This window comes from Aeribacillus sp. FSL K6-2833 (genome assembly GCF_037965815.1).
Taxonomy (GTDB): domain Bacteria; phylum Bacillota; class Bacilli; order Bacillales; family Aeribacillaceae; genus Aeribacillus; species Aeribacillus composti.
Genome location: NZ_CP150189.1, coordinates 3312673 through 3326483, shown reverse-complemented (window position 1 = coordinate 3326483; position 13811 = coordinate 3312673). Strand labels below are relative to the sequence as shown.

The following is a 13811-nucleotide window of genomic DNA, read 5'->3' as shown; positions in this document are numbered from 1 at the left end:
GCTAGGGCAAGCAGATTATTTGGAAAACAACCCACAATTGCTTATGCAGTATAAAGTAGCTTCTCCTATTTTTATATTATTTTTTTATAAAGGACTGTACTACTTGATAACCAACTGCATATCCTGCAAATGGGATAAACCAACAGGCTGGTACCCTTGTTCTTTGGCGGATGGTGTCACCAAACATATAACTGCTTACCCCGGAAAAGCCCTTAACATGTAACGCATCTTTTATTACTTCAATTGAGTATTCTAAATCTTCTTTATCAAAAGAAGTAATCCAAGGTTCTAAAAGGTTTTCTCCATAAAGTTTCTTTGAAAATGATTCTGCTAATCCCTCTATAACTATAAGTAATCACCAACAGTGACATTCCCATGATCCCAGTTAAAATATGAATAACGAATATTATGATGAAATTCATGTGCAATTACAGCAGGTAGTTTTGGAACATTATAGGAATTTGGGTAAATAGAAACTTGAATAAACCCTGGAATTCCTCCAAAGCCACAATAACCTTTTTTGTAATTCGAGCTTTTTCGGGTCTGCTATATATAAACCGAATTTCATTTCATTGGCATTGATGTTCATATTGTTGGCATGGAGAAATTCAACACAGTGATACAAAGTATCATGTGCTGTTTGAAGGGCTTGAATTTCTTTTAAATTTTCCAAGGCAGCTCTTCCAATTTCAGTTTTCGATACATCGAGATATCCAAGCAGTTAGTAGCCATGATTACATCGTATCCATTAGGTTTATTGGCCTTCAAAGGAACATTAATCGTATTCCACATTTTTTCAAAAGGTTTCATCATTGAAAACCGAAAGTAGTTTTCTCTTTCTTCTTCCTCTAAAGAAAACAACTTATCATATTGTTCGATTGTATTTTCGATGACTATTTTCATTGCTTCCACCTTGCTATTTTTGATTATTTAAAAGCTCCTGCTTGCACCAGCTTCTTTTCCCTTCATTGTCACTTATTACATCTCTGCGTTAGCAACTATAAGGTGTTACGCAACGTAAAGGAAAAGATATTATTTTCTGGGAGCTTTTTTAAAGATGAAGGTTGCCATATTTTTATTTTGAAAAGTGGCATTTTTTGAGGGGTTTTACGTGAAATGAGCTGTGTAAAACAGTGGACAGTTTACAGGAATTCCATGCAATTTTCTGCTTATGACATGCTGAACCATCTCTAATTTTTATGGGAATTTTGCACGATAATCCGAACACCATAAATTTTTTCTTGAAAAAACGCTCAGCTCTTCCGACAGGGCTAAGCGTTTTTTTTCTGCACTAATCTATTATACTTTCTGACGGTTAAAGACGTTTCTCAGCATACCGAATAAAAGGTAAGCTTGATAGCAATAAAGCCGCGATAAACAAGATGACTCCCGCCCAATGGAAATGAATCCAAAAATAGCCCCCAAATGTACCAACTAAGCTTGATCCCAAATAATAGAATAAAAGATATAAAGAAGATGCTTGAGCTTTATTCTTATCCGCCCGTTCTCCAATCCAAGCGCTGGCAATGGAATGACAGCCGAAAAAACCATATGTAAATAGTGAAATGCCGATAATTTTCACCAATACTGGCGGAAAAAGAGTCAGAATGGCTCCGGCAATAGTCAAAGCGACAGCAAAAATTAGCGTGGCTGAATGGCCGTGTTCATCAGCTTTTTTGCCTAAAAATACAGAGCTGAAGCTTCCGAAAATGTAGACGATGAAAAGGAAGCCAAGCAATGATTGGCTGAATGAATAAGGAGGCTCGCTCAGTAAATAGCCAATATAATTGTATAATGTCACAAAGCTTCCCATAAATAAAAAGCCCAAAAAAATGAGAGATAAAAGCGGCTTATTTTTTAAGTGTACAGTATATGCTTTTATAACAGTTTCTATATTAAACGGCTTTTTTTCGCTATTCTTTGGTGTCGGTAGAATAATAGCAAAGACGATGCTTAAAATAAGAGCTAGCGCTCCGATGGAAAATAAAGCGGTCCTCCATGAAAAAAAATCTGTCAACAAGCCAGTGATTATTCGGCCGGCCATTCCGCCGATGCTTGTTCCGCTTATATACAATCCCATCACTTTGCCAATTGCAGTTGGATGAAACTCTTCTGCTACATACGCCATAGCGAGAGAGGGGATGCCTGCTGAAGAAATTCCAAGCAGTGTTCGGAATACAACAAGCAAAGGAAAATTTGGGCTCATAGCAATAAACATAGAGAGTATGGAAGTAAGCAGCATCGAGATGATCATGATTTTCTTTTTTCCAAGAACATCTGACAAACTAGCAGCTACCAGCATCATAAAAGCCAGTGTTCCGGTTGAAGCCGATACGGTTAAACTGGCTGATGCGGCAGAGATATGAAATTCTTTTGAGAAAACAGGCAGTAAAGGCTGTGTTGTATACAAAATGGAAAAGGTGACAAACCCGCCGAAAAAAAGAGCTATGCTGGCCTTTACATATTCTGGACTGTTCATTTTTATGTATACCATTGGACTCGCCTCTTTCCATTATTTCCAAATATACTATACATCTAATAAGCTAAACTGTCTAATGCAACGAATGAAGTAGAGGCGAATGACAATGAACGATAATCTGTACGAAATCACTTTTAAGGGCCGACTAGTCGAAAAAAAACACAAAAATTCAATCATAAACAAAAATTTAAATCTAGCAACATTCCTCTTTCAAAAACTTGCAAATGTCAAAGCTTACATTCCTTCGGCAACCGGGTGATTTGCCGTATTTGCTGCTGAAGGAATTTGAGCACCGATTCCTTTATGTGTTCACACAACCAAGGGAAAACATTTTATGCGATGGTTCCAATTGGTCGTTGGCAAAAATATTGCAAGTACAAACAAACATCTTCAAACATAAAAAGTTAGCAGGCGGACAATGTTCCGTGACAGTGGCAGCAGAGTTTTGAATTCTTGTGGAGGAATCTGCTGAAAAGTTGTATGGACGATGTGAGAAAATGTGGTAAAATATAAAAAAGCGTTTTCAAAATCAAAAAATATTAATGTAAAATCAAAAGAATTTCAAAAATAATTGACAAGATTATGTTTTTTCAAAATTGATCTGGAGGGGATTTAGAAATTGAAAAAAACTCGTTGGGGAATAATAAGCACAGCACAAATCGCTAAAAAGCAGTTGATTCCTGCGATTCAAAGATCTAAAAATGCTGTTGTAGCGGCGATAGCAAGCCGATCCGATAAAGTGATCGGGGTGGCTGATGAATTAAATATTCCGAAAGCCTATAAAAGTTATGAAGACTTGCTAAAGGATCCAGATATCGATGTTGTATACATACCGCTGCCTAACCATTTGCACAAAGAATGGATTGTGAAGGCAGCTGAAGCAGGAAAACATGTATTATGTGAAAAGCCGGCAACGCTGACAGCTGAGGAAGCGAAAGAAGCGGCAGCCGTTTGTGAAAAAAACAATGTGAAGTTTATGGAAGCGTTTATGTACCAATTTCACCCACAGCATCAAAGAGTTCGAGACATCATCGCATCAGGTGAAATTGGCGATGTGAAATTAATGAGAGCCAACTTTTCGTTTTATTTGGATCCTGCCTCGCAAAATATTCGTTTAAATTCTGATATGGGCGGCGGCAGTATTTATGATATTGGCTGCTATTGTATTCATTCGATTCGAAATATTATTCAAGCCGAACCGGCTGAAGTGAGAGTAGATGCTGAAATAGATCCTGTTCATCGCGTTGATACGACGGCTGTCGGATATATGGAGCTTGACAATGGAGTCAAAGCCGTTTTTGACTGCAGTTTTAACGCGAGTTTTTCAAATGTTTATGAAGTGGTCGGAACGAAAGGTTCTATTCGCGTTCCAAGAGCCTATCGACCTGACCGCCAAGGAGGAGAAGGCTTAATCATTGTTGAAAAAGAAAATGAGCAGAGAATCGAAAGCATTGTAGCGGATCAATACGCTCTTCAAGTTGAGCATTTTTCAGATGCGGTGCTGCATGGAAAAAATCCTTCCTACACAAGCGAAAATATGATCCAAAATATGACTGTAATCGAAGCTTGCTATGAATCGATCAAACAGGGAAAAAAGATTTCGCTCAAATAAAATGACAAAACGGCGGGGCATGTGTTCTCGCCGTTATTTTTTATCATTTTGACCAATAGAAAGCGTACTGGACAGAAGTGAATTCACCTCCCCTTATCGTCGGGCTGTACCCAACGCATGGTGGCGGGGAGTTTTTTGAAACTCTCTTACTATTAAAAAAACGAAAATCTGCTTTAGCAATCGAATTTTTGTATTGACAAATCCTAATAAATCGTAAATTCTCTTAATTAAGGACTTCTTTCATAAATATATTGGGTGCATTTTGCAATATATAGTATAATAGCATCAAACCAAAGGCAGGGGGTACGCGTGAAAATCGCAAAAGTTATTAATAATAACGTGATCAGCGTTATACAAGATGATCAAGAGCTGGTCATCATGGGACGAGGGATTGCCTTTAAGAAAAGACCTGGCGATGAGGTTGATGAAGACAGAATTGAAAAGATTTTTAAATTGGAAAATCAGGATATGGCCAGTAAATTTAAATCGCTATTGTACGAGGTTCCGATGGAATATGTAAAAGTAACGGAGGAAATGATACAATACGCGAAAAATAAACTTGGCAAAAAACTGAATGATATTATTTATATATCGCTGACAGACCATATTAATTTCGCCATAGAACGGCAAAAACAAGGGATAAAGATTGTGAATCCATTACTTTGGGAAATCAAGCGGATATATAAAGATGAATTTCAAATCGCTTTGGAAGCACTGAAAATGATTAAAGACAAATTGGCGATTGAACTGCCTGAAGATGAAGCCGGTTTCATTGCGATGCATTTCGTCAATGCTGAGCTGAATGAAGAAATGACGGATGTCGCCAATATGACAAAGATTATTCAAGATATACTGAATATTGTAAAATACCATTTTAAAATTGAGCTTGACGAGGATTCATTAAATTATTTCCGTTTCCTTACCCACTTGAAATTTTTCGCGCAACGGCTCATAAACAACATGCTGCTGAAGAGCGACGATGATGAATTGTATGAAATCGTAAAAAATAAGCATCCGGAAGCTTATGCCTGCACGAAAAAAATAAAAGATTATATTCAAAAGGTGCATGGCCATGAAATAACTTCGGAAGAAAAACTATATTTGACAATTCATATTGATCGAGTCGTGAATCGTAATTAAACAAAATCTCAGCTTCTCGTAAAAATTTTTAAATGAACTGTTGACAGGAAATGAAAGCGTATGCTAATTTGTAAATAACAATCGAATAGAAACCATTTCATTTAGGATTGTTACTGGTCATGCAGGCAAAACCTAAATTGTTTCGTCATTTTTATGGCGGGCAATTTAGGTTTTTTTATTTTCTTGATCGTATAAGCGCTTTGCGACAAGATAAAGTTGGAAATTGTTTTAATAATAACGAGAGGGTGAATGAACAATGGGCCATTTCGAAGCGAAATTCCCGGAAAACTTTCTCTGGGGCGGCGCAACTGCTGCCAACCAATTAGAAGGTGCTTTTGATGCAGATGGAAAAGGTCTTTCTACTGCCGATATGGTGGCTTATGTACCAAAAGAAAAACGTGGTAAAAACGGACATTCATTAGATGTGACAAGTGCAGAAATCGAGGAAATCTTAAGCGGAGCAGCATCAGATAAAATTTTCCCGAAACGTTTCGGAATCGATTTTTATCATCGCTATAAGGAAGACATCGCCTTATTTGCAGAAATGGGGTTTAAAGTATTCCGTTTATCCATATCTTGGCCGCGTATCTTCCCGAATGGGGATGAGACCGAACCAAATGAAGCAGGATTAGCCTTTTATGACAAAGTGTTTGACGAACTGGCGAAATATAATATTGAGCCGCTTGTTACACTTTCCCACTACGAAATGCCGCTCGGGCTTGTGCAAAAGTACGGCGGCTGGACGAATCGCAAGGTGATAGATTTCTTTGTTCACTACGCTGAAACCGTATTTAAACGGTATAAAAACAAGGTGAAATATTGGCTGACATTTAATGAAATCAATATGATTACTTTCAGTCCGTACACCGGCGGCGGCATTTTAACCGATCGGGTTGAAAATGTAAAACAAGCTGCCTTCCAAGGGGTACACCACCAATTTGTAGCAAGTGCACTAGCTGTTAAAGCATGCCACGAAATCATTCCGGATGCAAAAATCGGCTGTATGCTGGCTAGATTGGAAGTATATCCGGAAACATGCAACCCGGACGATGTACTTAAAGCATTAAAAGAAGATCAGCTGAACTTATTTTTCACAGATGTTCAAGTTCGCGGCGCATACCCAAGTTATATGAAACGCTATTTTGCAGAAAATAATATTCACATTGAAAAACTTCCAGGCGATGATGCCATTTTAAAACAATATACAGTGGATTTCCTTTCGTTCAGCTACTATATGACACTTGTAGCCAGCACGAAGGATGATGCTGAAGAAGTTTCAGGCAATTTAATCGGCGGTGTGAAAAACCCTTATCTTGAATCATCTGATTGGGGTTGGCAAATTGATCCGGTCGGCTTGCGGATTACGTTAAATAAATTGTATGACCGCTATCAAGTTCCTTTATTTATAGTGGAAAACGGATTAGGGGCCTACGACAAGGTTGAGGAAGACGGCAGCATCCATGACGATTACCGAATCGACTATTTGCGCAAACATATTGAGCAAATGAAAGAAGCGATTGGCGACGGTGTTGAATTAATGGGGTATACAACTTGGGGGCCTATTGACTTAGTAAGCGCATCTACCTCAGAAATGAGCAAACGGTATGGTTTTATTTATGTCGATCAAGATGATTTCGGCAACGGAACATTGAAACGCCTCCGGAAGGACAGCTTCTATTGGTATAAAAAAGTAATCGAAACGAATGGAGAAGAATTGTAAAAACGATTGCGATTTCGAAATCACTCTGTTTGAAAATGAAATGGGAGGTAGTAAGCATGAAACACGAGCGGCGCAAGCCTTTTCCAAACGATTTTTTGTGGGGAGGTTCCACATCAGCCTATCAAGTGGAAGGTGCATGGAATGAAGACGGAAAGGGACCTTCCGTTATCGATATGGCCAAATACCCCGAAGGCACGACTGATTTTAAAGTAGCCAGCGATCATTACCACCGTTATAAAGAGGATATTGCTCTGTTTGCTGAAATGGGCTTTAAAGCATATCGTTTTTCCATTGCCTGGACACGCATTTATCCTAATGGCGACGGAGAGGTAAATCGAAAAGGGATAGAGTTCTACGATCAACTTATCAATGAAATCAGAAAGCATGGAATTGAACCGATTGTGACGATTTATCATTTTGATTTGCCTTATGCATTACAGGAAAAAGGCGGCTGGTCCAATCGTGCAACGATTGATGCATATGAAAATTATTGCAAAACATTATTCGAGCATTTTGGCGATCGGGTAAAATATTGGCTGACGATTAATGAACAAAATATGATGATCCTTCATGGCGAAGCGATCGGGACCGTTGATCCGAACTTAAAAAATCCAAAAAAAGAATTGTATCAACAAAATCATCATATGTTTGTCGCTCAGGCGAAGGCAATGGCGTTATGCCATCAAATGCTGCCGGATGCAAAAATCGGACCGGCGCCGAATATTGTGACGATTTATCCGGCAAGCTCAAAACCTGAAGATGTTTTAGCTGCCAATAATTACGCAGCCATCCGCAATTGGCTGTATTTGGATATGGCTGTATATGGACGCTATAACAATATTGCCTGGGCTTACTTGGAGGAAAAGGGATATACTCCAACAATTCTTGAAGGCGATATGGAAATTTTACAAAATGCCAAGCCGGATTTTATTGCTTTTAACTATTATACTTCGCAAACAGTAGCAGCAAGCGAAGGAAATGAAGAAGATGTGAACCAAACAGGAGATCAGCATATTACGGTTGGGGAACCGGGAGTTTATAAAGGAGCCTCCAATCCGCATTTAAAGAAAAATGAATTTGGCTGGGAAATTGATCCAGTCGGGTTTCGGACAACATTAAGAGAAATATATGACCGCTATCATTTGCCATTGATTGTCACTGAAAATGGATTAGGCGCCATCGATCAATTGGAAGAAGGCGATGTTATAAACGACACATACCGAATTGAATTTTTAAGAAACCATATCGAACAAATGCAATTAGCGATTAGTGACGGTGTTGAAGTGTTCGGTTTTTGTCCTTGGTCAGCTATTGATCTCGTCAGCACGCATCAAGGTATAAGCAAACGCTACGGTTTTATTTACGTTAACCGTGATGAGTTTGATTTAAAAGATTTGCGCCGAATTCGAAAACAAAGCTTTTATTGGTATAAGCAAGTCATCTCATCGAATGGAGCCAATTTAGATTAGAAAGAGTAAATTCGACAATTGCATAATTTTTTCGGGAAGCTGTCAAAAATCAGGAAGGAATGTTACCATCCGGGCATAACCTGAACTGATTTGAACAATACAGTGCGTTTATTCGTGCGCGTTCAAATTGGTTCAGGTTTTTTATATATCAAATATATTTTTGGGAGGGTCAATCATGAAATATGAGCAATTGGCTAAAGACATTATCGAAAATGTCGGCGGTAAAGAAAACGTTATAAGTGTTGTTCACTGTATTACAAGATTGCGCTTTCAATTAAAGGACGAAGGGAAAGCGAACACAGAAGTGTTAAAAAACATGGACGGAGTCGTCACCGTTATGAAAAGCGGCGGACAATATCAAGTTGTCATCGGCAATCATGTGCCTGATGTATATAAGGCGGTCGTTGCTATTGGCGGGTTTGAAGCTGCAAAGCCTGTCGATACGGAAGCGGGAAAAAAGGATAAAAATTTATTCAACAACTTTATTGACATTATTTCGGGAATTTTTGCACCAACTCTCGGCGTTCTAGCTGCAACAGGAATGATTAAAGGTTTTGCCGCTCTTTTCGCATCACTAGGCTGGATAACAGATAAATCAGGAACTTATCAAATTTTATATGCAATTGGCGATTCGTTATTTTACTTCTTCCCGATCTTTCTTGGTTATACGGCCAGCAAAAAATTCGGCGGCAACACATTCATCGGTATGGCGATCGGGGCGTCATTGGTTTATCCGGCACTATCTAATCTTACTAGCGGAAAAGCGCTTTACACTTTGTTTTCAGGCACGATGTTTGAGTCGCCTATTTATATTACATTTCTTGGCATTCCGGTCATTTTAATGACGTATTCATCTTCCGTTATTCCGATTATTTTGGCTGCTTATTTTAGTGCGAAGGTGGAAAATTGGTTTAAGAAAGTTATTCCTGATGTCGTGAAAACATTTTTAGTTCCTTTTTTTACACTGATTATCATAGTTCCTTTAACATTTTTATTGATTGGGCCAATTGCAACTTGGGCAGGAAAGCTTCTAGGTCAACTAACAGTTGCCATCAATGATTTATCGCCAATTATCGCAGGGCTGCTTCTTGGCGGGTTCTGGCAAGTATTTGTGATTTTCGGTCTTCATTGGGGGCTTGTATCGATTGCCATCAACAATATGAGCACAATGGGAGCGGATCCTATTTTAGCGATGGCATTTGCTCCTTCTTTTGCACAAATAGGTGCTGTACTTGCCGTAATGGTGAAAACGAAACAGCAAAAATTGAAAACGCTTAGTGTTCCTGCATTTATTTCCGGAGTTTTCGGGGTTACAGAACCGGCGATTTATGGTGTTACGCTTCCGCTCAAAAAACCGTTTATTATCAGCTGTATTGCTGCGGCAATTGGCGGAGGACTCATAGGAGTATTTGATTCAAAAATGTATATGCTGGGAGGTCTCGGAATTTTTGGTATTCCATCCTTTATCAGTCCGACTGAAGGCATTACGTTTGGTTTGTGGGGCACTTTAATTGCCATTACCGTTGCCTTTATCCTTGGTTTTATCCTCACTTTCCTTTTTGGATTCAGTCAAAAATCGGCAGCAGAAGCAGAGCGGCAATCCCAACAAGCAACAGCTGAGGCTGACGCGGAAGAAGAATTATTAGGTAAAAAAGAAATTATTTTCAGCCCGTTTAACGGCGAAGTAAAGCCGTTATCAGACATCAAGGATGCAGCATTTTCATCCGGGGCCCTCGGCGCGGGCGTAGCCATTGAGCCTTCGGAAGGAAAATTAGTAGCGCCTGTATCCGGCACAGTAACGACTCTTTTTCCTACGAAACATGCAATTGGAATAACATCTGATCAAGGTGCGGAAATTTTGATTCATATTGGCATGAATACCGTTCAATTGGAAGGGAAATTTTTCACTGCTCATACAACTCAAGGCGCCCGTGTAGAGAAAGGACAGCTGCTCATTGAATTTGACATAAATGGAATTCAGTCGGCGGGCTTTGATTTGGCGACACCGGTTGTTATAACCAACACTAGTCACTACAAAGAAATAAATGAAACGAAAGAAAAACAAATCAAAATTGGCGAACCTTTATTGACGCTTATAAATGACTCGGAATGATTTTGCACAAGAAAAAAGCATCTGCTGATTAAGGGCAGATGCTTTTTTTAAGAAGATTTTGAACGTTTTGCAGCTTTTCATGCTGTTTTTTTGAAAAAATATAATTCTTTTATGTAAAAATAGTTTCCGTAATATGCGAATATTTCGAGAAATTATGTTAGAAAATATTACATATTTATTGCAGATATAGTCATATAAACTATAATTCTTAATAAATAAAAAAATCCCCCTAAAGAGTTTGTAGTGATCTCTCATTCTCTGTCAACCGGAAAAAGAAGGTGAAAAGCTGACATTTGCCAGCGTATCTTGGAATGATGAAAAGTGAATATCGTTCCCCGAAATAAGTGGGAAATCAAAGCTGTCTAGGGTTCCGTTGCTGGCAGGCTGTATCACCGCCGGTAAGTCTGGTCCGAGAGAGAGCGTATAGAAGCTGCGTTTGATTGCAACTTCTATATACACGGAAGGATAAAAGCCTGGGAGATCTATTCTCTCTGGCTTTTATTTTTTTAAAGCTGAAAATTTAAAAATCTGGGGAGGGGGATATAACAGAATTTCTTTAAGTACTATTTTGAAATACCTAAATTCAAAAAGAGATGAAAAATATAAAGCCGAGGTGAAAGACATGAAGAAAAAGAAGCTTCCACTACTTGTTCTTTCTATCATTTTTTGCTTGTTGTTGGCTGCTTGCGAAAGTAAATCTGCAAATGAAACTTCTGGCGGCAATAGCAGCAAAAAAGAACCGATTAAGATTGGTTTCAGCGCCTTGCCGAGCTGGTATTTATGGCATCTCGTAGAAAAAAAGGGTTTTTTCGAAAAACATGGAGTGGATGTCGAATTGGTTTGGTTTCCAGTATATGCTGATTCCCTTTCTGCATTAAATACGGGAGAAATTGATGGAAACAGCCAAGCTTTGCTTGATTCGATCTCCCCTTTAGAAAAAGGAATTGATTTAAAAGCGGTATTTATTACAGATAATTCACTTGGCGGCGATGGGCTTGTTGCTTCAAATGATATTCGCTCGGTTAAAGACTTAAAAGGGAAGAAAGTCGGTACGGAAATAGGAACGATTGAACACTTTTTTCTGCTCACGGCATTGCATGAAGCGGGATTAAAGGAGTCCGATGTGAAATTTACAAACTTATCTGTTCAAGATGCGGGAAATTCATTTATAGCTGGAAAATTGGATGCAGCCGGTTTGTGGGAGCCTTTTTTAAGCATGGCAGTGAATAAGGGAAAAGGACATAAGTTGGTGACATCCGCTGATTTTCCGGGCTTGATTTCCGACTTATTTGTTGTAAGAGGAGATGTTGCGAAAGAGAGAAAAGAGGACGTGCAAAAAATCGTAGCAGCATGGTTTGATGCGGTTGACTATCTTTCGCAAAATTACGATCAATCGATTCAACTAATAGCGGACGAGGCGGGAATTTCAAAAGAAGAGCTGGATGTAGGGATGAAAGGATTCAAGCTGTTTTCTCCTGAAGAAAGCTTGAACGCTTTTAAAGAGGGAGATAACTATCAATCTTTTTATTACACAGCTGAAAAAAATGCTGAATTTTTAAAAGAGTTAGGGTTTATTAAAGACATTCCTGATTTTAGCAGCTTCGTTGACACCTCATTTATAAAAGCGGAAATTGAACTGGCAAAGTAAGGAGGATTAATGGATGGAGCTTCAAAAAGGAAAAAGGCATCAATGGACATTATTCAAAATACGCGAGGATATTCCGAAAAAATGGTATTTTACTGGGGTATCAACTGCTTTTATCTTGTTATTGCTCATTTGGATTTTGCTGAGCAATTTAAAACTTGTGGATGAAGTATTTCTTCCGACTCCCGCAGCTGTTGTGGGCTCTTTCTTTGCTGCCCTTTCAAGTCCGGAGTATTGGGGAGAAATCGGGATTAGCGTCTACAGAGTTTTTATGGGGTTTTTACTGGCATGTCTGTTAGGGATTCCGCTCGGAATATTGGCTGGCACTTTTAAGCTTGCAGAATCGGTTATTTTGCCCGTCTCTGAGTTTATCAGGTATATGCCGGCAGCCGCTTTTATTCCACTTATTATGGTTTGGGCAGGAATTGGGGAAACAGCAAAAATTTTAGTGATTTTTATCGGAAGCTTTTTTCAGCTCGTTTTAATGGTGGCAGATGACACAAACCGGATTCATAAAGACCTACTTTATGCCTCCTATACTCTTGGAGCAAACCGCTGGCAAGTCATCTCAAAGGTTATCATCCCTGCAATGCTTCCGAAATTAATGACAACTATGCGGCTGATTATGGGATGGGCTTGGACGTATTTAGTTGTAGCAGAGCTGGTGGCGGCAAACAACGGTCTTGGATATTCGATTATGAAAGCGCAGCGTTTCATGGATACCGAGTCCATCTTTGTCGGAATCATTGTTATCGGGCTGTTGGGACTTATTATTGACAGATGCTTTGCCTACATTAATAAAAAATTATTTCCATGGGCGGAAGGAGGAAATTAAATGTTGAATGCTATCAAAGCTGAAAAAAATCTTCGTCAAGAGAAGATTGAAATAAACATTCAAAATTTGTCGAAAGTGTATAAAACGAATAATGGCTCCTTTCAAGCGCTGGAGAATGTTTCTTTGTACGTAAAAAATGAAGAATTTGTTTCCATTCTTGGACCGTCGGGATGCGGTAAGTCGACCATTTTGAGAATTTTGGCAGGTTTGGAGGAGCCGACATCAGGCAGTGTGCAAGTATCCGGTGAAGAAGTGAAAGGACCAAGTGCGAAACGAGGTATGGTCTTTCAGTCTTATACGTTGTTTCCTTGGTTGACAGTAAGAGAAAACATAGAGTTTGGCCTCAAGCTAAAAGGAATGAAACAAAAAGAGCGTAAAGAAATTTCCGATCGATATTTAGAGCTGGTAGGACTGGAAAGATTTGCGGATTCCTACGGCAAAGAATTGTCCGGCGGCATGAAACAACGTGTGGCTATTGCAAGATCGTTGGCCAATAATCCGGAAGTGTTATTAATGGATGAACCTTTTGGAGCGCTTGATGCACAAACAAAGCAATCCATGCAGCAATTATTGTTGGATATTTGGAAGAAGGAAAAAACAACCATTGTGTTTATAACGCACGACATCGATGAAGCCTTATTCTTATCCCAGCGAATATATGTCATGGAAGCAAGACCGGGGAGAATTCTCGAAGAGATTGATGCGGATTTGCAATTATTTCAAGATGGGGAGCTTGTGGATGTAGAGAAATTTATGAACGTAAAAAAACATATCATTTCTTTATTAAAGCATTAGTAA

At 39.0% G+C, this 13811-nt stretch carries 12 protein-coding genes and 1 riboswitch; of the genes, 8 read left to right on the top strand and 4 right to left on the bottom strand.

Features of this window, described 5'->3' with window-relative positions; all coding sequences use genetic code 11:
- Window positions 1–76 precede the first annotated feature (76 nt).
- From NSQ94_RS16105 to NSQ94_RS16090, 4 genes are all read right to left on the bottom strand, one after another.
- Entirely contained in the window at window positions 77–343 is a 267-nt protein-coding gene (locus NSQ94_RS16105; protein WP_339230762.1) for a DUF2268 domain-containing putative Zn-dependent protease, read from the bottom strand.
- A gap of 2 nt (window positions 344–345) precedes the next feature.
- Window positions 346–483: a DUF2268 domain-containing putative Zn-dependent protease gene (locus NSQ94_RS16100; RefSeq protein WP_339230760.1), complete on the bottom strand. Its 138-nt coding sequence runs from the start codon at window positions 481–483 to the stop codon at window positions 346–348.
- Between the two features lie 177 nt (window positions 484–660).
- A complete protein-coding gene (locus NSQ94_RS16095) occupies window positions 661–903 on the bottom strand; it encodes a hypothetical protein (protein ID WP_339229672.1) in 243 nt (80 codons plus the stop codon).
- A 412-nt stretch (window positions 904–1315) separates the two neighbouring features.
- Window positions 1316–2494: an MFS transporter gene (locus NSQ94_RS16090; protein ID WP_339229670.1), complete on the bottom strand. Its 1179-nt coding sequence runs from the start codon at window positions 2492–2494 to the stop codon at window positions 1316–1318.
- Between the two features lie 604 nt (window positions 2495–3098).
- On the opposite strand from NSQ94_RS16090, the gene NSQ94_RS16085 reads away from it, so the two are divergent.
- The 8 genes from NSQ94_RS16085 to NSQ94_RS16050 all read left to right on the top strand — a co-directional run bounded on the left by NSQ94_RS16085 (window position 3099) and on the right by NSQ94_RS16050 (window position 13808).
- A complete protein-coding gene (locus tag NSQ94_RS16085; RefSeq protein WP_339229668.1) occupies window positions 3099–4091 on the top strand; it encodes a Gfo/Idh/MocA family oxidoreductase in 993 nt (330 codons plus the stop codon).
- Between the two features lie 309 nt (window positions 4092–4400).
- Window positions 4401–5231: a PRD domain-containing protein gene (locus NSQ94_RS16080; RefSeq protein ID WP_063389270.1), complete on the top strand. Its 831-nt coding sequence runs from the start codon at window positions 4401–4403 to the stop codon at window positions 5229–5231.
- Window positions 5232–5487: 256 nt separating this feature from the next.
- Entirely contained in the window at window positions 5488–6951 is a 1464-nt protein-coding gene (gene ascB, locus NSQ94_RS16075) for a 6-phospho-beta-glucosidase (protein WP_063389269.1), read from the top strand.
- A gap of 56 nt (window positions 6952–7007) precedes the next feature.
- Entirely contained in the window at window positions 7008–8420 is a 1413-nt protein-coding gene (locus NSQ94_RS16070; protein WP_063389268.1) for a glycoside hydrolase family 1 protein, read from the top strand.
- A 175-nt stretch (window positions 8421–8595) separates the two neighbouring features.
- Window positions 8596–10533 carry a beta-glucoside-specific PTS transporter subunit IIABC gene (locus NSQ94_RS16065; protein ID WP_339229666.1) on the top strand — a complete coding sequence of 646 codons (1938 nt, stop codon included), beginning with the start codon at window positions 8596–8598 and terminating at the stop codon, window positions 10531–10533.
- 351 nt (window positions 10534–10884) lie between these two features.
- A riboswitch (guanidine-I (ykkC/yxkD leader) is annotated at window positions 10885–11015 on the top strand.
- 140 nt (window positions 11016–11155) lie between these two features.
- A complete protein-coding gene (locus tag NSQ94_RS16060; RefSeq protein WP_339229664.1) occupies window positions 11156–12181 on the top strand; it encodes an ABC transporter substrate-binding protein in 1026 nt (341 codons plus the stop codon).
- A 13-nt stretch (window positions 12182–12194) separates the two neighbouring features.
- On the top strand, window positions 12195–13013 hold the full coding sequence (locus tag NSQ94_RS16055) for an ABC transporter permease (protein ID WP_130156694.1): 819 nt from the start codon (window positions 12195–12197) through the stop codon (window positions 13011–13013).
- Complete coding sequence (locus NSQ94_RS16050) at window positions 13014–13808, top strand: ABC transporter ATP-binding protein (protein WP_186439255.1); 795 nt, start codon at window positions 13014–13016, stop codon at window positions 13806–13808.
- The last annotated feature ends 3 nt before the right edge of the window (window positions 13809–13811 follow it).

Coding starts and splice junctions, on each gene's coding strand:
- NSQ94_RS16095 (WP_339229672.1), bottom strand. CDS start 903: ATGAAAATAGTCATCGAAAATACAATCGAACAATATGATAAGTTGTTT.
- ascB (WP_063389269.1), top strand. CDS start 5,488: ATGGGCCATTTCGAAGCGAAATTCCCGGAAAACTTTCTCTGGGGCGGC.
- NSQ94_RS16070 (WP_063389268.1), top strand. CDS start 7,008: ATGAAACACGAGCGGCGCAAGCCTTTTCCAAACGATTTTTTGTGGGGA.
- NSQ94_RS16055 (WP_130156694.1), top strand. CDS start 12,195: ATGGAGCTTCAAAAAGGAAAAAGGCATCAATGGACATTATTCAAAATA.
- NSQ94_RS16060 (WP_339229664.1), top strand. CDS start 11,156: ATGAAGAAAAAGAAGCTTCCACTACTTGTTCTTTCTATCATTTTTTGC.
- NSQ94_RS16050 (WP_186439255.1), top strand. CDS start 13,014: ATGTTGAATGCTATCAAAGCTGAAAAAAATCTTCGTCAAGAGAAGATT.
- NSQ94_RS16065 (WP_339229666.1), top strand. CDS start 8,596: ATGAAATATGAGCAATTGGCTAAAGACATTATCGAAAATGTCGGCGGT.
- NSQ94_RS16090 (WP_339229670.1), bottom strand. CDS start 2,494: ATGGTATACATAAAAATGAACAGTCCAGAATATGTAAAGGCCAGCATA.